The organism is Marinoscillum sp. (assembly GCF_965229915.1).
Classification (GTDB): Bacteria; Bacteroidota; Bacteroidia; order Cytophagales; family Cyclobacteriaceae; genus Marinoscillum.
The window spans coordinates 3738066-3756384 of the sequence record NZ_CBDDJZ010000001.1 but is presented as its reverse complement, the minus strand read 5'-3'; the positions used below and the strand labels follow the sequence as shown (position 1 = coordinate 3756384).

The 18319-nt window shown below is 43.4% G+C and carries 18 protein-coding genes; 11 read left to right on the top strand and 7 right to left on the bottom strand.

Annotated elements, in window-relative coordinates:
• The first annotated feature begins 103 nt into the window (after positions 1-103).
• Entirely contained in the window at positions 104-2215 is a 2112-nt protein-coding gene (locus ACO067_RS16145; protein ID WP_421875841.1) for a PAS domain-containing protein, read from the top strand.
• Here ACO067_RS16145 and ACO067_RS16140 read toward each other — a convergent pair.
• Positions 2212-2979, bottom strand: coding sequence for a LytR/AlgR family response regulator transcription factor (locus ACO067_RS16140; RefSeq protein WP_421875839.1), 768 nt, complete (start codon positions 2977-2979; stop codon positions 2212-2214). The genes ACO067_RS16145 and ACO067_RS16140 overlap by 4 nt on opposite strands.
• Position 2980: 1 nt before the next feature.
• Positions 2981-4006 carry a sensor histidine kinase gene (locus tag ACO067_RS16135; protein ID WP_421875837.1) on the bottom strand — a complete coding sequence of 342 codons (1026 nt, stop codon included), beginning with the start codon at positions 4004-4006 and terminating at the stop codon, positions 2981-2983.
• A gap of 242 nt (positions 4007-4248) precedes the next feature.
• On the opposite strand from ACO067_RS16135, the gene ACO067_RS16130 reads away from it, so the two are divergent.
• Positions 4249-6675 (top strand): TonB-dependent receptor, encoded by a 2427-nt coding sequence (locus ACO067_RS16130; RefSeq protein ID WP_421875835.1) that lies wholly within the window; start codon positions 4249-4251, stop codon positions 6673-6675.
• Between the two features lie 28 nt (positions 6676-6703).
• Here ACO067_RS16130 and ACO067_RS16125 read toward each other — a convergent pair whose 3' ends face one another.
• Positions 6704-7072, bottom strand: coding sequence for a response regulator (locus ACO067_RS16125; RefSeq protein WP_421875833.1), 369 nt, complete (start codon positions 7070-7072; stop codon positions 6704-6706).
• 235 nt (positions 7073-7307) lie between these two features.
• On the opposite strand from ACO067_RS16125, the gene ACO067_RS16120 reads away from it, so the two are divergent.
• From ACO067_RS16120 to ACO067_RS16090, 7 genes are all read left to right on the top strand, one after another.
• Positions 7308-7889, top strand: a complete 582-nt coding sequence (locus tag ACO067_RS16120) for a hypothetical protein (RefSeq protein ID WP_421875831.1) — start codon at positions 7308-7310, stop codon at positions 7887-7889.
• Positions 7890-8050: 161 nt separating this feature from the next.
• Complete coding sequence (locus ACO067_RS16115; protein ID WP_421875829.1) at positions 8051-8563, top strand: RNA polymerase sigma factor; 513 nt, start codon at positions 8051-8053, stop codon at positions 8561-8563.
• Entirely contained in the window at positions 8547-8981 is a 435-nt protein-coding gene (locus ACO067_RS16110; RefSeq protein ID WP_421875827.1) for a hypothetical protein, read from the top strand. Before ACO067_RS16115 ends, ACO067_RS16110 begins: the two co-directional genes overlap by 17 nt.
• Positions 8982-8985: 4 nt before the next feature.
• Positions 8986-9507: a DUF4252 domain-containing protein gene (locus ACO067_RS16105; protein WP_421875825.1), complete on the top strand. Its 522-nt coding sequence runs from the start codon at positions 8986-8988 to the stop codon at positions 9505-9507.
• Positions 9494-10003: a hypothetical protein gene (locus ACO067_RS16100; protein ID WP_421875823.1), complete on the top strand. Its 510-nt coding sequence runs from the start codon at positions 9494-9496 to the stop codon at positions 10001-10003. The genes ACO067_RS16105 and ACO067_RS16100 overlap by 14 nt, the downstream gene beginning before the upstream one ends.
• Positions 10000-10893, top strand: a complete 894-nt coding sequence (locus tag ACO067_RS16095; RefSeq protein WP_421875821.1) for an ABC transporter ATP-binding protein — start codon at positions 10000-10002, stop codon at positions 10891-10893. Before ACO067_RS16100 ends, ACO067_RS16095 begins: the two co-directional genes overlap by 4 nt.
• Entirely contained in the window at positions 10890-11720 is an 831-nt protein-coding gene (locus tag ACO067_RS16090; protein WP_421875819.1) for an ABC transporter permease subunit, read from the top strand. Before ACO067_RS16095 ends, ACO067_RS16090 begins: the two co-directional genes overlap by 4 nt.
• Positions 11721-11877: 157 nt before the next feature.
• On the opposite strand, the gene ACO067_RS16085 is transcribed toward ACO067_RS16090, so the two are convergent.
• Genes ACO067_RS16085 through ACO067_RS16070 form a run of 4 tightly spaced genes read right to left on the bottom strand, consistent with a single transcriptional unit; the run spans position 11878 to position 15940 of the window.
• Entirely contained in the window at positions 11878-12642 is a 765-nt protein-coding gene (locus ACO067_RS16085) for an ABC transporter substrate-binding protein (protein WP_421875817.1), read from the bottom strand.
• Positions 12639-13709: a M42 family metallopeptidase gene (locus ACO067_RS16080; protein ID WP_421875815.1), complete on the bottom strand. Its 1071-nt coding sequence runs from the start codon at positions 13707-13709 to the stop codon at positions 12639-12641. The genes ACO067_RS16085 and ACO067_RS16080 overlap by 4 nt, the downstream gene beginning before the upstream one ends.
• 17 nt (positions 13710-13726) lie before the next feature.
• The gene (locus tag ACO067_RS16075) at positions 13727-14425 is read right to left on the bottom strand and encodes an SDR family oxidoreductase (protein WP_421875813.1); all 699 of its coding nucleotides are present in this window, start codon (positions 14423-14425) and stop codon (positions 13727-13729) included.
• Positions 14426-15940 carry an acyl-CoA carboxylase subunit beta gene (locus ACO067_RS16070; RefSeq protein WP_421878322.1) on the bottom strand — a complete coding sequence of 505 codons (1515 nt, stop codon included), beginning with the start codon at positions 15938-15940 and terminating at the stop codon, positions 14426-14428. It lies immediately after the preceding gene.
• A gap of 243 nt (positions 15941-16183) precedes the next feature.
• Here ACO067_RS16070 and ACO067_RS16065 point away from each other — a divergent pair, with 243 nt between their 5' ends.
• Positions 16184-17125: an exopolyphosphatase gene (locus ACO067_RS16065; RefSeq protein ID WP_421875811.1), complete on the top strand. Its 942-nt coding sequence runs from the start codon at positions 16184-16186 to the stop codon at positions 17123-17125.
• Between the two features lie 113 nt (positions 17126-17238).
• Positions 17239-18315, top strand: a complete 1077-nt coding sequence (locus ACO067_RS16060) for an Ldh family oxidoreductase (protein WP_421875808.1) — start codon at positions 17239-17241, stop codon at positions 18313-18315.
• Positions 18316-18319 lie beyond the last annotated feature (4 nt).

The window sequence follows — 18319 nt, the reverse complement described above, 5'->3', positions numbered from 1 at the left end:
GAATTATTTCCGCCACTCGGAATATTGACTGTGATAATTTCCAAAAAACTCGACTTACAGTGGAGATTTAATTATTTTATGTCATATAAAGAATCAGCGCTCAATGTCTGTACAGAAAAACAAAGCCAACGAAAATAAGGCGACTCAGCTGATCGATATTGAAGAATTGGCCAATATCGGTAGTTTCCAATGGGATGCAGAGACGGATACCCTGACATGGTCAAGGCAGCTATTCAAGATTTATGGATACGAACCGTTTTCAGTGGAGCTATCTTTTGATTTTTTTCTGAGTCACCTGGATCAAAAAGATCAGAAACAGTTCGTTGACAGCCTGTACAGTCATGCAGCAACTGGGGAAGAATATCAGTTTGAGGAACGAATCACCAAACAGGATGGCTCAAAGGCTATCTTACTAAGTTCAATTAAACCGATAACGAACGAAGAAGGACAACTCCAGAAGGTTCTGGGTGTGTGCCGAGATGTAACGGAGGTACGTGCTCATGATGAGCGTCTGCAGAATCAAAAGGCCTTTTATGAACGGATTCTGGATCAGCTTCCGGTTCAAATCACCGTAAAGGACCACACTGGTAGGTTTAAGCTTTTTAATAAGTCTTTTCAGCAAACGATCCTTGGTGATCCTGTTGATTCTCCTTTTGGATCGGATGGAAAACGAGTTTCCTCCCATGGAGAAGTCCTCAACAAACTGATGGCTGATAAGGACAAGGAGGCCTTGAAGACTGATCAAGAATGCAAATTCGAGACGTGGATTCCCAATAGCAACAAGGAAGATAGATACTATTCGGTCATCAAAAAAAGACTATTGGATCAAAACAATGTATCGAACGACATCTTGACGGTAACATGGGATCGGACGGATGAATACCGCCTAAGTGAGGCTCTAAGAGAAAATGAAGAGCGGCTATCCGTGGCAACTAATGGAGGCAAATTAGGCATCCTTGACTGGAACTTATCCACCAACGAAGTTACCGCCAATGACACCTATTTTGAAATAATTGGGAGAACTCCTCAGGAGTATACTCCGGGTTTTGAGTCGTTTAAGAATGCCCTCATTTATAAACCTGACTTAAAGAGGATTGAAAAATGGTTTAATGAGAACAATGAACCGTTTCGCATTGTAGCCGTACTTCAGGACATTACTTATCGTAAAAACTATGAAGAGGAAATCACCCGATCTAACGTACGGCTGAGTAACATTATCAAGTCAGCACCAGGTGCTGTTTTTACCTTCACACCCGAGAAAGGACTACCAGTCATCCGTTTAAGTGATCAGATCAGTCAGATATCCGGATACCTCCCGTCTGACTTCTACCCGACAGGTCAAGTGCACTTTGAAGATATCATTCATGAAAACGATCAGGCCACACACCGCTCCATCTTGATCAAAACTTTGAATCAGGGAAAAACAGAGTATCAAAATAGTTTTCGAATCAAATCAAAGAATGACGGTGAGAAGTGGATCTGGATAAAGGCTCAACTATCCAAAAATGAGAATGATGAGGATATATTAGAAGGATTTTTGGTGGATATCACTGAGCAGGTAAACACCGAAGAACGAGTCATCTCGGCAGCCTTACAAGCGGAAGACAACCAGCGCCAACGAATTTCTGAAGAAATACATGATGGAGTACAACAAACCCTGATCTCCGCACTGATGGGACTACAGCATCTAACGGATGTGGTAACTGATAAAGCCCCAGAGATCATCGATCAATACCAAATGGCTTTGAAAACGCTAAAATCAGGTGTGGAAGAGACAAGAAGTATAGCACATTCGATCATGCCCAAATCCATCGAAGACTTTGGTTTGATCGAAACGATCGAACAAGTGCTGGATCAGCTCAACACTAATACACCAACCAATTTCTACCTTCACCAAAACTTGCAAAATGAACGGCTGGGAAGAAAAACGGAGGTGTCTTTGTATCGAATATTTCAAGAAGCAGTAAATAATATCATTAAGCACGCCAATGCCAGCGAAGTAAACGTCCAAATTCGCAAATCATCCAGCTCTATCTATATGACAATTGAGGATGACGGAGATGGGTTTGATCTGGACAGCATGGACCAGCTTAAAGTAGGTTTTGGATTGTCTAGTATGAAAAGCAGGGCTGGATCATTGACCGGTTCGGCTGATATTTCATCATCTCCTGGACGTGGTACCTGCATCATTATTGACGTCCCCATCGATCACTAAGAGTCCATCCAGCTTTTAAATTTTGTAGCCTTTTCTGCTGACACCACGATTTCATCTTTTGATGCAGGAAGTACCTGCACCAGTAGCTTTCCTTTGTGGTACTTATGTATTGCCTCTATTGCAGCAAATGATACGATAAACTGGCGGTTGGCTCGATAGAACTTCACCGGGTTCAAAGACTGTTCTAGCTCATCCAGAGACTGATCCATCAGAAATGTGCGATCACCTTGAGTGGTCAGATGGACCACACCATTGCGAGTTTGAAAGTACGCAATTTGATCTACCTCCACGGCAATCATTTTATCTCCTTGACGGATCAAAAATCTCGATTTGTAATCACTGGCATCTAATCTGATCTGCTTGACTATTTCATTGAGATTGATATCTCCAGAAGTAAACATACTTCTCATCTGCTTGTACTTCTCCATACTAAATGCCAGATCCTCTTTTTTGATAGGCTTGAGCAAGTAGTCCACCGAATTCACCTTAAAGGCCTTGAGCATGTACTCATCAAAAGCCGTGGTGAAAATGACAGGACTGGAAATCACCACCTGATCAAAGATCTCAAAGCTTAAACCGTCGCTTAGCTGGATGTCCATAAAGAACAAGTCGGGTTTTGGATTGTCCCGAATCCACTCCACGGCACTTTCCACACTGTCAAGCACCTCTAGGAGCTCCACATCAGGCGTCACCTCTTCCAGTATTTTCTGCAGTCTCCTGAATGCCGGAGCTTCATCTTCGATGATTACTACTTTTATGCCCATGTCAGTTCTTGTTTTGACTGATTTCAATAAGTGGAACGGTCACTGAAAATGCTTCGTCTGTTTCCTCCACCACGATAGACCGATCTCCAAAGTATTCATAGCGTTTTCTAATATTCTCCAAACCCGTTTTGGTTGATTTCTCTAAGGCCTGTTTTACCTTCAGATTGTTTTTTACCATGACAGAATCTGCGTTCATGCCTTTCACCTCTACCACCAATGGATTCGCTTTTGAAATCACATTGTGTTTGATGCAGTTTTCAATCAGCATCTGCAGCGTGAGTGGTGCAATATGCCTTTTGAGTTGCTGCGGACTTATCTCGAATGACACGTGAAGGTTTTGGGGATACCTCATACTGAGTAGATACACATAGTCTTTGGCAAACTGCACTTCCTCCTCCAGAGTCACAAGATCTCGTTCTTTGTTCTGCAGAATGTACCTGTAAACGTCCGCCAACCTGACGGTAAACTCAGTAGCTACTTCTTGATTTTCTGATATTAAGGTGGTCAAAGTATTCAGACTATTGAACAAAAAATGAGGACTCATTTGATTTTGTAGCACTTCAAACTGGGTGCGGAGTTGCTGATTTTTCAACTCTTCGTTGAGTTTGATGGCTTCCTTCCACTTTTCAAAAAAGAAGACCGTCTCATAGAGAGTCCCCACAATCAATGCAATCACTAGATTCATCGCTAAAAACTCCAAATAAACCGCCGCAGAAAAAACGTCTGAAAGCTCCATTAAACCGAATGCCAGCTTCACAGGAACACCACCTACAGACATCCATATAAACAGCACTACATAAGTCCAACTCAATCGGATGGCTGTTTTATTTATCTCTGGGTACAGCTTGCGAAACATCATGAAAATGAGGAAAGCCCCATTCCAATAAACGGCTGTGAACACCCATGACACCAAATACTGGTACCAGAGCGGCTCCTCAACCATGTGATCATCGTCAAACTGCATGACAATGATGGCGACAATGCAAATGCCCACCCAGCGTATGTATTTCTCCTTCAGCCATCTCATATGATGATAAAGCTACGTGAAAATTAGCTGGAGCAAATGATGAATTCTGACGAAAGCCGGATTTGCCAACCTGAAACCGGTATATCAACCCGCCAAGCCCCAAATCACGCCTAAAACAGTCCTCATCCGGTTCAAATCCTGACTTTGGAGGTTCATCTTGATTAATCAAGGGTTGGCTTTGGTTTTCATTTACCAGCCCATTAGAGCCACGTACTTTCGATCATACATCAACAAGGAAAACCATGAAAGCTCAATCAAAAAACCTATCAGTATTAAAAGTAATTCTGGGAGTTATCCTGGCCATCGTTTCGCTGGCCACAATGGCCCAGACTCAGACCGTCAAAGGAAGGATCGTGGACGCTCAGTCTGAATATCCGCTAATAGGCGCAACTATCCTACTTGTTGGCAGTGACCCAATCATCGGATCTGTTACCGATATGGATGGCAGATTTAAAGTAGAGAATGTGCCTGTAGGCCGCCAGAATTTTTCAGCTCAATACATCGGATATAAGAGCATTGCACTACCAAATGTGCTAGTCACTTCTGGTAAAGAAGTAGTACTCGATATCAAACTGGAAGAGTCCGTAGAGAATCTGGAAGCTGTGGTGGTGACAGCTGATGCCAATAAAGACCTACCAATAAACGAACTGGCTAAGGTAAGCGCTCGCACGTTCAACCTGGAAGAAACAACCCGGTTCTCTGGTGGCAGAAATGACGTGGCACGTCTGGCTACTTCATTTGCTGGAGTGAGCGCGCCCAACGACAGCAGAAACGACATTGTAGTCCGTGGCAACTCACCAACTGGTCTACTCTGGAGAATAGAGGGGATTCCCGTGGCAACTACCAACCACTTCGCTACCTTGGGTGTGACTGGAGGTCCGGTTAATGCGTTGAATACGAATCTCCTGAGAACCTCTGATTTCCTCACAGGAGCTTTCCCAGCTGAGTATGGAAATGCCAATGCCGCTGTATTTGACATCAACTTTCGGAACGGGAATGCCGATAAATACGAGTTCACTGGCCAGATGAGTGCGTACAGCGGGCTGGAGTTCATGGCCGAAGGGCCGATAAGCCGAAAAAAGGGATCTTCATTCGTAGCTTCCTACAGATACGGCATTGCCAGCCTGGCGGCCACTGGGACCAGCGCCGTTCCTTATTACCAGGATTTTTCCTTCAAAGCCAATCTCGGTGAAACCAAGATTGGAAAATTTGAACTGTTTGGACTTGGTGGCCTTAGTAATATCGATTTCAAAGGTGAAGAAACAGAAGAAGGTGACCTTTTTGCCAATCCAGCAGAAGACGCTTATGTAGATTTTGGGCTTGGAGTCGGAGGCATCAACCATTTACTCCGATTAAACAAGACTACCTTCATCAAGTCATCCATTGGTATATCTACCAATCAGAACGATTATTTACAGGATAACCTCATCAGAGATGAGCAAGACCGTATCATCGATAAGTTCCGCGCCACGGAAGTAAACAACAAGGAATTCAGGTATACGTTCACCTCTGCTCTCACCAAAAAATTCAATGCCCGATGGAACATGAAAGCTGGTTACCTGGGAGAACTCTATGATGCCAACTTCAACACGGTAGATAGAGACAATCGGGCAGACATACCTGATGAAAACGAAGATGGAGTACCTGACTACTTCCTTACAGTAACTGACATGGATGATCAGTACATGTTACACCAGATATTTGGACAGGCTGAGTACAATGCTTCGGATAAACTGAGCTTTACTGCCGGTATTCACAGTCAATATCTGGATCTAAATGATCGCATGAGTCTGGAACCAAGAGCTGCCATGAGCTATCAGGTGACTGATAATCAACGAATCAGTGTGGCATACGGCCTTCATGCTCAGATGCTGCCTGCGCCGATCCTCTTTTTGGAAACAGCCAATGCCAATGGAGTGTATGAACGCACCAATGAAGATCTGGATTTTATGAAAAGCCACCACTTTGTAGTGGGTTATGACCGAAATCTAGGTGCACAGTGGCGATTGAAAGCGGAAACCTATTATCAGCGGTTATTCAATATTCCCGTGGAGCAAACCAGCAGCTCTTATGCCATCATCAATGAAGGTGCTGATTTCGTATTTGACGAACGAAGTAATCTGGTCAATGAAGGCACAGGAAACAACTATGGTATAGAGCTCACCCTGGAAAAATTCTTTAGCAATAGCTACTACTTGCTCCTGACTAGCTCTGTTTACGAATCGACATACAAAGGAAGCGATGGAATTAGCCGCAGTACAGCCTTTAACAACCGATATGTGGCCAATATCCTATTTGGCAAGGAATGGAAATTTGGCAAGGATGACGCAAACGCCTGGACTTTTGACACCAAATTCACTACCAGTGGTGGAAAACCATTCACACCGGTAGACCTGACCGCAACACGTGCCAACGGTGGCAGAGAAGTGCGGTCAGAAGATATTGCTTACAGTAGACGCTATGAAGACTATGTACGATGGGACGTCAAATTTGGGGTACGCCTCAACAGCAAGAAGAAAAATATCTCTCATCAATTCTTTGTGGACTTGCAGAACGTCACCAACAGACAAAATGAATTCATCAGAAGATACAATGAAGTGACCGATGAGGTAAATTCAGTAAAGCAGATTGGGTTCTTTCCTGACGTGATGTATCGAATTCAGTTCTGAATCAGAGCCTCCTCGTGAGGCTCTTTTTTTAGAACCACTTCTGCATCATCATTTCCAATTGATCTTTAGCTATCGGCTTGGTGAGGTAATCGTTCATTCCTGCCTGGAGGCATTGGTTCTTATCTTCACCTAATGCTGAGGCCGTCAGTGCGATGATGATCGGCTTGTCAGGCTTTGATTTCCGAATCTCCATCGTAGCTTCTATTCCGTTTTTTCCTGGCATTTGTACATCCATCAGGATCAGATCATGCTCTTGCTCCAGAGCTTTCTCCACAGCCTCTATGCCGTCTTGAGCCAAATCAGTCACACACCCCTTAGACTTCAGGATTTTGCTGAGCACCATCTGATTCACCAGATTGTCCTCAACGATCAGTACTTTTAGATTTTCGGTTGACATGGCAAGGTGGTCTTTTGGTTGCTTTAAAAATATAAAGTAATCAATTAAGAACAATCGATTTTGTTTAAACGGTAACGCAACCTATAGACAAAAGATTTACTTTTTTCAAATACGTGAATTCCAGATCACTATCTGTAATTCCTGTTAGTAAGCATAAATTCAGGTTAACTCTACTTTATTTCTTTAGTAAGTACGCATTTATTTCTTTTGCAACCCATCAGCCTGAAATGCATCCATGACAAGAAAACTACTAGCGGCGACCATCGTGTTTTTGGCTGGCTTCTGCACTCAAGCTCAAGAGAGTGCGAGCCCCATTATACGAGTATATAAGAATGATCTTGAAAAAATCTATACGGTTTTTTTTGGAGATACTGTATCCAGGGAGGTAAGCATCAAGCTGGAAGACCGCAGGGGCAATGAGTTGATTGATGAGAAGATGAAGGGCAAGGGGTTTTCAAAACCCTATGGATTGTCCAGTTTGGAACTTGGAGACTATGTGTTTTTAGTTTCAGTGGATGGAGCAGATTATGAGTTTCCCATTACACTTCGCTCGGAAAAAGACATCAAATCAGGCAGTGTGACACTGGAGCAGGGATATCCGATCTTGAAAGTGAATATCACTAAATACAACATGGTGCCGACCAACATCATGGTATTTAATATGAAAGACGAGTTGTTGAAAATATTCTATTGGGAACCGAAAGCAGATATGATGGCACGTCAGGTAGATCTATCTCAGTTTGATGGATATGAGGTGCGGGTTCGAGTAGAGCAGAACAAGGAGACCAAACTAGATCAATTGGTCAACCTTTATTGATACTTGGGGCAAAACGAAGAGTGTTAGAACCCCAACCAGCTAGGCCACTTTCTATTTAGGAAGTGGCTTTTTTTTTAGTTTCTAGCGCAACTTGGCTTAAAATATATTTAATTTCAATGGCTCTTGTAACTTTCGCAAGTTCGAGTCGTCTCCTTGTTGAAATGTCACCAAACACCCTATTCGAAACACAGATTATTCCGGTAGCAGACAAAATGTATCGGTTTGCCCTATCGATTTTGAAAGAGACCGATTCGGCACAGGATGTGGTGCAGGAGTGTTTGGTCAAGATCTGGAAAAACAGAAACAAACTTTCTGAAATCCAGAGTCCTGAGGCATGGGCGATGCGCATCACCCGCAACCAGTGTTATGACTGGGTGAAAACGAACCGATTTACGGTTTTATCTGACAATGAACGCAATCAACCTCACTCTGACCAGACAGATTATGAACTGATTCTGTCAGATCATACCCAATGGTTGGAGAAGGTGCTGGAAACACTTCCTAATAAACAACGGGAAGTTTACCACTTGCGGGAAGTTGAAGAGCTTCCTTACCAAGACATTGCGGACACATTGTCTCTGAGTTTGAGTGAGGTGAAAGTATACTTACACCGTGCTCGAACGAAGATTAGATCTTCCATAGAACAAATTGAAGCATATGGAATCGCGAATTAATAAGCTACATGCTAAATATTGGGCAGGAGAAACCTCCCTTGCCGAAGAAGCTGAATTGAAGGCCTATTTCAAGAAGAACCCTTCACTTAGTGCAGAGGGTCGTTACTGGAACGCATTGGACCAAAAGCAAAAAGTAACGCCTGCATCAGCAATGAAGCACCCCAATACGACCAGTTGGAAATCCAAGTGGTCCGTAGCAGCTGCGATTACGGTAGGGTTGATAGCGGCTATCCTGGTCATACAGGATGCACGAAATCCGCACGAATTTGCTGTGGAAGACCCAAAAGAGGCATACGAGATCACCCGCAAAGCACTGATGATGGTCTCATCAGGACTGAATGAAGGCAAGATCTATTCGCAAGAAATAGCCAATATCAACAAAGCACAAGAAAAGATTACTGAGACAAGTAAAGAGTAAAATCATGAAAAGAATACTAGCAATCATAACCATACTGGCAGGTGCTATGGGAGCACAGGCACAAGGAACTGTTGTCAACAAATACTTCAATCAACTGGCAGACAATGATCAGTTCACCAAAGTATCCATTAGTAGTAAGATGTTTTCTCTATTCACCGAACTGGAAGCCGGCAGTGAAGCGGAAGAGGAGTTTTTGAAAGCTATCAGCAAGCTAAAGGGCCTAAAAGTAATTGCCTCTGACTCGATAGGCAATGCAGCCAGGATGTACGATCAGGCTCTCAAAGATGTGGATGCCGCAGGCTACGACGAGTTAATGTCCGTACAGGATGCTGAGGAGAACATGAAGTTTTCCATCAAGGAATCCGGAGGAAAAATTGAAGAATTACTGATGGTAGTAGGTGGAAAGAAACGTTTCGTTTTGCTGAGCTTATATGGAGAAATAGACCTTAAAAACATCTCGAAAATCGCTAGATCGATGAACGTAGGTGGATTGGATAACCTAAGCAAACTCAATGAAGGACATTAAGTTAGTAGTAGTTTTTGCATTTTTCCTGGGGCTCAGTATTGAGCCCCTTTTTGCGCAGGAGTCTATCCTGAAAAACCTGGTTGAGAGCAAGAGGGATAGTAAGTACTGTTTTTACCCGAGTACTTTACGAATGATCAACCTGAAAAAAAATGAAACCTACAACGAACTGGTAAGTGGAGTAGATAAGTTTCTCATCTACACGCTGGACAGTATTGCACGCGTAGACAAATCCTATCGAAATATCTCAGATCAATACCTCCAGGCTGGGTTTGATGAGTATGCGACCATTTTTGGCGGGGAGCTCAACATGAGTATAGTTGGGAAAGAGTACTCAGGATATCAGGAGTATGTGGGCTATTTTGATCAGAAGGGTGAAATGGTCGTGGCCTTCTATCTGCGTGGTAATATCCCATGGCAAAAGATCCCAACACTCATCCAGAATATGAATGAAATGGACATGCTGGACCTGTTTGACTTTAAAGAACTTACATTTTGAGTAGCATACTTTCTATAAAAGGGCTTTCTAAAAACTATGGAAAACTCAAAGCCGTATCCAACCTAAACCTGAACATAGATCAGGGTCAGGTCTATGGTATCCTGGGTCCGAATGGTAGTGGAAAAACCACCACTTTGGGAATGATTCTGGATGTGGTAGCACCTACTAGTGGATCATACAGCTGGTTCGAAGACATGTCTCCGATAGCAGCCAGAAAGAGAATAGGTGCTATCCTGGAAACTCCCTGTTTTTACCCATACCTCACAGCAGTCCAAAACCTGAGGATCACTGCACATATCAAGGAAGCATCCTTTGTTAGGATTGATGAGGTCCTACAACAGGTGGGGTTATCAGATCGCAAAAACGACAAATTCAAAACGTATAGTTTGGGAATGAAGCAACGCCTATCTATAGCTGCAGCTCTGCTGGCAGATCCCCCGGTGCTTATTTTGGACGAACCAACTAATGGCCTGGACCCACAGGGAATCGCTGAGATTCGGAATTTGATCCGGGAGATCGCTAAAAATGGCAAAACTATCTTGCTCGCCAGTCACCTGCTAGATGAGGTTCAGAAAGTATGCACACACTTTTGTGTATTGCGCCAGGGAGTGAAACTCCACGAAGGTGCCGTTACTGACATCCTGGGCGAAACCAATGAAATAGAAGTCAGCGCTTCCAACCTGGATGATCTGGAAGAGCTCATGAAAAACTATGATGCATTTGACTCAATAGAGCGGGAAAATGGTCAGTTAGTGCTTAAAACCAAAGAAGGTGTCACTAGCGAGCAAATCAACAAATACTGTTTTGAAAAAGGGATCACCCTTAAAAAAGTCCTGGCCCGCACCAAATCACTAGAACAGGAATTCCTCAAAATACTCGAAGAGAAATGATCAGAGCACTCAAACTAGAATGGCTAAAAATCCGTAACTACCGCACTTTTTGGGTATTAGTGAGTATGTATTGCCTGGCATTGATGATTATATGCTTCGGAGGCATGTTCCTGCTCGAATACCTCAAATCACTGGGTGCTGATTTCGAAGGTCTGGATCCGACCATCCTACCGATCTACGATTTTCCTGATATCTGGCAAAACATGACTTACCTGGGTACTTTTCTCAAAATACTGCTGGCTTTCATTGTCATCATCTCAGTCAACAATGACCAATCATACAATACCCTACGGCAAAATATCATTGATGGAATCAGTAAAAAGGAATATATACTGGGCAAACTGCTGTTGATTGGAAGTCTGGCACTGGTTAGTACACTATTCCTATTCATATCAGGGTTAATCAACGGATTGATGTATTCCCATGTAAGTGGAGTTACCTATATTTTCGATGAGCTCGAGTTCCTTTTTGCCTATTGGTATGATATCGTCATCTTTTGTACGCTAGCCATGCTGCTTTCACTTGTTATCAAAAAGGCGGGTTTTGTAATTATAGCACTCACCTTATATACCTTAATGTTTGAACCAATAGCAGGTGTCATCATGACCGAGGCTCCGTTTATGAAAAATGGTATTTGGCCCTATCTAGCTCCATTCTTGCCTATTCATGCCCTCAATGACATGATACCGATCCCCTTTCCTAAGTACATGTTTCAGGAAATAGTGGATAATATCCCGACTAAAGCTTTAGTTATCAGCACCGGTTGGTTCACCATATACCTCGTTGGTATCCATTTTATCCTCACTCGTCGAGATCTGAAGGCCTAGATTATGCCAAGATTACCCAAATTCTTATATTTGGTTAAATCAATTGTCTAACATTACCACCAACCCGATGAGCAAGAGATTAATAAAAAGAGTCCTAACACTGGTCGTTGTAGCTGTAGCTGCAGTAGCAGCAGCATTTTTAGCAAGTGGCGAGCACTTAGAAATTATCGCCAAGCTTTAATTCCTTATTCAACAACCTCGTCCCATACCAACTGTAGATTTCACCATCTACCAACCGCACTCGAGCATTTGGTAAATGGTGACGAAGTTCCTCCACATGTTCCTTTTTGAAAGGAAATGGTTCTGAACTAAGAAGCACCTCCTGTGGGTTGAGAATCTGAAACTTTTTGGGAGTAGCAATCTCAGGATATCGACTATCCAGAATGACATTCTTGTAACCTAACCAGGTTAAAAAATGATGGATATAAGTATCCGTGCCTGCTGCCATCCAGGGATTTCGCCAGATCAGGTACAAAACCCTACCATCATGAGAATTCTTTAGTCCTGATAACCGCATTTTGAGCCGACTCACCAGATGTTGAGCACGCTCAGGTTCATCTAGTAAATGACCGAGCATCAGCATCATTCGCTCTGCGTCTTCCAGGTTTTTAATGTCAGACATCCATACCGAGTGATCCTTATCTAACTCATTGATCCCCTCCGGGTAATTTTCCTCCTTGTTACCAACAATTAGGTCTGGTGATAGGTCTGCAATCTCTTCAAAACGAAACTGCTTGGTTCCTCCAATAACTGGGATATCCTCTACTTTGCCCTTGGGGTGAATACAAAACTTGGTTCTCCCAACTACATTGACACCTAAGTCCACTAGATACTCTGTGATGGAAGGAACCAAAGAAATGACACGGGTCACTGGCAGGTTGATTTCAACCTGCCTACCCATTTGATCAATAAACTTCCTCATTTGAGGTAACGAAAATCCTGTCCGTCCTTTACCTGACACACAGTTTCGTAAATCAATTGAATCGTTTGCTCCAAATCTTCCTTAGCACACATCTCCACGGTGGTGTGCATATACTTGAGTGGGATAGAAATCAGTGCTGAAGCAACCCCTTCATTGCTATAAGCAAATGCATCGGTATCTGTGCCTGTTGATCTGGATGCCGCTCTTCGCTGAAATGGGATCTTCTTGGATTCAGCCACCCCAATAATCATATCCAACACATTGTTTTGAACGGCGGGACCATAGCACACAGCAGGACCATCTCCTAAGCTAATATCGCCGCTAGTAATCTTGTCATACATCGGCGAGTTGGTGTCATGCGTCACATCGGTCACGATGGCCAGGTCAGGTTTGATCCTGTGGGCAATCATCTCTGCACCACGGAGTCCGATTTCTTCCTGTACCGCATTGACCACATATAGCCCAAAGGGTAGGTCGATATTATTTTCCTTAATTCGTCGGGCCACCTCGGCAATCATATATCCGCCGATTCGATTGTCCAGAGCTCTTCCTACCAGGTATTTATTATTGAGTTCCATCAGCTCATCATCGAATGTGATCACGGTACCCACATGGATACCCATTGCCTCTACTTCATCTCGAGAGCTGGCCCCCACATCGATGAAGATGTTTTTCAGGGAAGGAGTTTCTTCTTTTGACTTATCGCGCACGTGTATAGCTGGCCATCCAAATATTCCTTTTACCACACCTTTTTTAGTGTGTATGTTCACCCGCTTGGACGGAGCTATCTGATGATCAGAGCCTCCATTGCGCACCACATAGATATAGCCTTGATCATTGATATAATTAACAAACCAGCTGATTTCATCCGCATGTGCTTCTATCACCACCTTATACTTGGCTTCTGGATTGATCACAGCTACTGCTGACCCATAGGTATCAGTAAAGTATGTATCCGTGTAGGGTTTGACATAATCCAACCAGATCTCCTGACCACTAGACTCAAATCCTGTGGGAGATGCATTATTCAAATATTTAAAAAGAAAATCTTTACTCTTCGAATCCATATGTAATAAAATCTAGACTATATACTTTTTGTAAGTCCTCCATCCACCATAATGTTTTGACCAGTGATATAGGAGGATTCTGTATCGGCTAAAAATGCCACAACCTTAGCAATCTCACCGGTAGTTCCCTGCCTCATCATAGGGATAGATTTGATCACATCCTCACTGGCAGGATAGCTATCTATAAAGCCGGGCAACACATTATTCATCCGAATGTGACTACTCGCATATCGATCAGAAAAAAGCTTGGTATAGCTACTCAACCCTGACCGAAGGACAGAACTAATTGGGAAGTTCAATGAAGGTTCCTTAGCGCCAAATGTGGAAATATTAATGATACTACCTCCACCTGAGCGTTCCATTATCGGCGCTACAAGGTTACTCATGCGAATGACATTTAGCAGAAGTAGCTCGAACCCTTCCATCCATTGCTGATCGGTGAGTTCAGTCAAGTCGCCTTTAGCAGAATGCCCCGTATTGTTCACTACCACATCTATTTTACCGTATTCACCCCTGGCTATCTCCACAAGTTTAGAAAGGTCATCGTTGCTCGCAGTGGAGCCCTGAATGGACAATGCTCCTAACTCCTTGCCGATCTGATGAATACCTTCACCTCTGGACATAATGGCCAGATGATAGCCTTTCTCATGAAGCTTCTGAGCACATGCCAGACCCATACCCTTGCTTGCTGCCGTTACAATTGCTACTTTCTTCATTTAAAGAGGAATATTTCCATGCTTTCTTCTCGGCATTTTATCCACCTTATTTTCAAGCATTTTGAATGCTTTGATCAGTTTTGATCGAGTATTATGAGGCAATATTACTTCGTCTATAAAACCTCTCTCAGCAGCCTTGTAAGGATTAGCAAACATCTCAGTGTACTCATCAATCTTCTCCTGGAGCTTGCCGTAAGGATCATCAGACTTGGCAATCTCTCGTTTGAAAATGATCTCTGACGCACCCTGAGCACCCATCACAGCAATCTCGGCTGTAGGCCATGCGAAGTTCATATCAGAGCCAATATGCTTGGAGTTCATCACATCATAGGCTCCACCATAGGCTTTTCTGGTAATGACAGAAATCCTCGGAACAGTAGCTTCACTGAATGCATAAAGCAATTTGGCCCCATTGGAAATAATACCATTCCATTCCTGGTCGGTACCAGGCAGGAAACCAGGTACATCCACCAGCACAAGAAGTGGTATATTGTAGGCATCACAGAATCGAACAAATCGAGCGCCTTTTTTACTACTCTCATTGTCTAAAACTCCAGCAAGACTCATAGGTTGATTAGCCACAACACCCACACTCCTGCCTGCGATTCGGCAAAAGCCCACCACGATGTTGTCAGCATAGTTTTCATGTACTTCAAAGAATGAATCTTTGTCAGAGAGTCCATTGATTACATCCTTAATGTCATATGGCTGATTGGGGTTGTCAGGTAAAATCTTATCCAATTCCATCCTAACTTCATCTCCCTGGATTTCATAGGGAAGCATAGGTGGCTCTTCTTCACAATTGCTCGGTAGGTAACTCAGTAGTCGCTTAATATCAAGTATACAAGCCGCTTCATTTTTGGAGGTAAAATGGGTCACCCCACTTTTAGTGCTATGTGCACTCGCCCCACCTAACTCCTCTGAGGTTACTTCCTCTTGAGTGACTGTTTTCACCACATTTGGACCAGTCACAAACATGTAACTGGTCTTCTCCACCATAAAGATGAAATCGGTAATAGCAGGAGAATAAACCGCTCCACCAGCACATGGTCCCATAATAGCTGAAATCTGAGGAACCACACCAGAGGCTCTGGTATTTCGGTAAAAAATGTCTGCATAGCCACCAAGTGATACCACTCCTTCTTGGATACGTGCACCTCCAGAGTCATTCAACCCGATGATCGGCGCACCGTTTTTCATGGCCATATCCATGATCTTTACGATCTTCTCAGCCATTGTCTCTGAGAGTGAACCTCCGAACACCGTGAAATCTTGGCTAAAGATATAAACCAGGCGTCCATCGACCGTACCGTAACCAGTCACCACGCCATCTCCAAGAATCCGCTGTTTATCTAAACCAAAATCTTTACCTCTCTGCACCACAAATTTTCCTATTTCCTGAAAAGAACCAGGATCTACCAACAGGTCTATTCGCTCTCGTGCGGTGAGCTTGCCTTTTTCATGCTGTTTATCAATACGCACCTGACCACCGCCAAGGAGCGCTTCCTGATTCATTTGTTCTAGCTCCTTTATTTTCTCATCGGTGGTTCTGATAAAAGAGGCTGTTTTTGGCTTTTCTGAACTCATATTTTGGGTTTTAGAGGTCGATTTGAAACGATCGGTAAGTTAATAAAGGACTATCTGCTTTAAAAAATGTTTTTCCAGTGAGAGCATGAGGATTAAATGTTTGTTACATGATAAATAACAGGGTGACTCTTTGGACTTTATGCTATCTTGCGCCCTGAAATTCGGCAAGACATGAAAGTAGCGGTAATTGATATGGGCACCAACACTTTCCACTTAATCATCGTGGAAGTGGTAAAGGATGATTTTAAGATCATCTACAGGGAAAAAACCGCTGTGAAAATTGGCGAAAAAGGCATCAATCATGGTGTGATTACTGATGATGCAATTGATCGTGCTTTAAAAGCGGTCAACCACTTTAAAGAGGTTATAGAAGAAGAGAATGTAGAGCAGGTGTTTGCTACTGCAACTAGCGCCATACGAAATGCCAAAAACGGGAAAGAGCTAGTTTCATTGATCAAGCAGGAGACAGGTATCCAAACCAGAATTATCTCAGGCCTGCAAGAAGCCGAATATATTTATTATGGCGTAAAGAAGGCCCTACCCATAGGAAATAAACCTGCGCTGATCATGGATATTGGCGGAGGCAGCATTGAATTCGTCATAGGCACCAGTGAAGAGATCATGTGGTGTCAAAGCTTTGAAATCGGGGGTCAGCGAATGGTGGAGAAATTCCAAAAGCACGACCCGCTAAGAGAAGAAGATAAGAAAGCGCTGGTCGAATACCTGGAGGAAAACTTAGTAGAACTTTTCGATGCTCATGAACAAATCCAGCCAAAAACCCTGATTGGTTCTTCCGGTACTTTTGATACGCTGAGCGATATCTATTCACTGAAAGCGGGAGTAGATAGAGCAAAAGATGCTACCGAATATCCTTTGACCATAGATGCTTTTAGGGAAATATATAATGAGCTAGTGACCAAAAACAAAGAGGAGCGTCTGCAAATCCCAGGTATGATTCCCCTTAGAGTAGATATGATTGTGGTAGCCTGTGTGCTTGTCGACTTCATCATCCACAAACTTAGCCTCGAAAACATTCGAGTCTCGGGTTATGCGTTGAAAGAAGGTGTACTTCTTAGCACCTTACATTCATTAAAAAAGCAGGAAACGCTCTAGGCCCTTAAGGAAAAACTTTCACAAAAGGAATACCCTCAAATTCATTTATTCTTCACTTATTTGCCCCCCTGTCTACAGACTTTTAAATAGCTTTGAACTAAATCATTGCCACAATGATAGTAGCACACGATCAACTATTCCAGTTCACAAAATCAATCTTACAAGCAGCAGGCTGCCCTGAGAAAGACGCCAGATTAGGCGCTGAGGTCCTTATCAGTGCTGACCTTCGTGGAGTCGACTCACACGGAGTGGCTCGATTGGTCGGCTATGTTAGACTGATCGATAATGGACGAGTAAACACAACCCCAGAAACTAGAATCATACATGAAACCCCAAGTACGGCAGTACTGGATGGCGATTCAGGACTTGGACTGGTAGTAGGTCCCCAAGCGATGAAAATAGCATTAGAAAAAGCCAATAAGGTAGGTTCTGGATGGGTCTCCGTTCGCAACTCCAACCATTTTGGCATTGCTGGATATCATTCGATGTTGGCTTTGCAAGAAGACTGTATTGGCATCTCCATGACCAACGCCAGTCCTTTGGTAGCTCCAACTTTCAGCAAGGAAAGGTTGTTGGGAACTAATCCAATAGCAGTGGCAATTCCCGCGGACAAAGAGCCACCATTCGTACTGGATATGGCCACAACCACTGCCGCTAATGGTAAATTAGAAATCCTGCAAAGGAAAGGGAAAGAAGCCCCTAAGGGCTGGATACAAGACGAAACCGGTGAAGTGACCACTGACCCATTTGGCGTAAAGAACGGAGGAGCTTTGCTTCCGTTGGGTGGAGATCGAGAGCATGGATCGCACAAAGGCTACGGTCTGTCATCGGTAGTTGACATCTTTTCTGCTGTATTATCTGGAGCTAATTATGGTCCCTGGGTACCTCCTTTTGTAGCATTTATGGAGCCTGCCGCTGATCCAGTTGGTAAAGGCATCGGTCACTTTTTTGGTGCGATGCGCATAGATGGATTCCGTCCTGCTGGAGAATTTAAATCTCATATGGATAACTGGATTGGGCGCTTTAGAAATGCAGAACCAGTCATGAAAGGGCACGATGTATTGATTCCAGGAGACCCTGAGCGGAAATTGGAAAGTGAACGTAAAAAAGAAGGTATTCCACTACTAGATCCAGTGGTGGACGATTTAAAAACACTGGCCGATAGATTTGAAATTGATTTCCCAACATAAAATA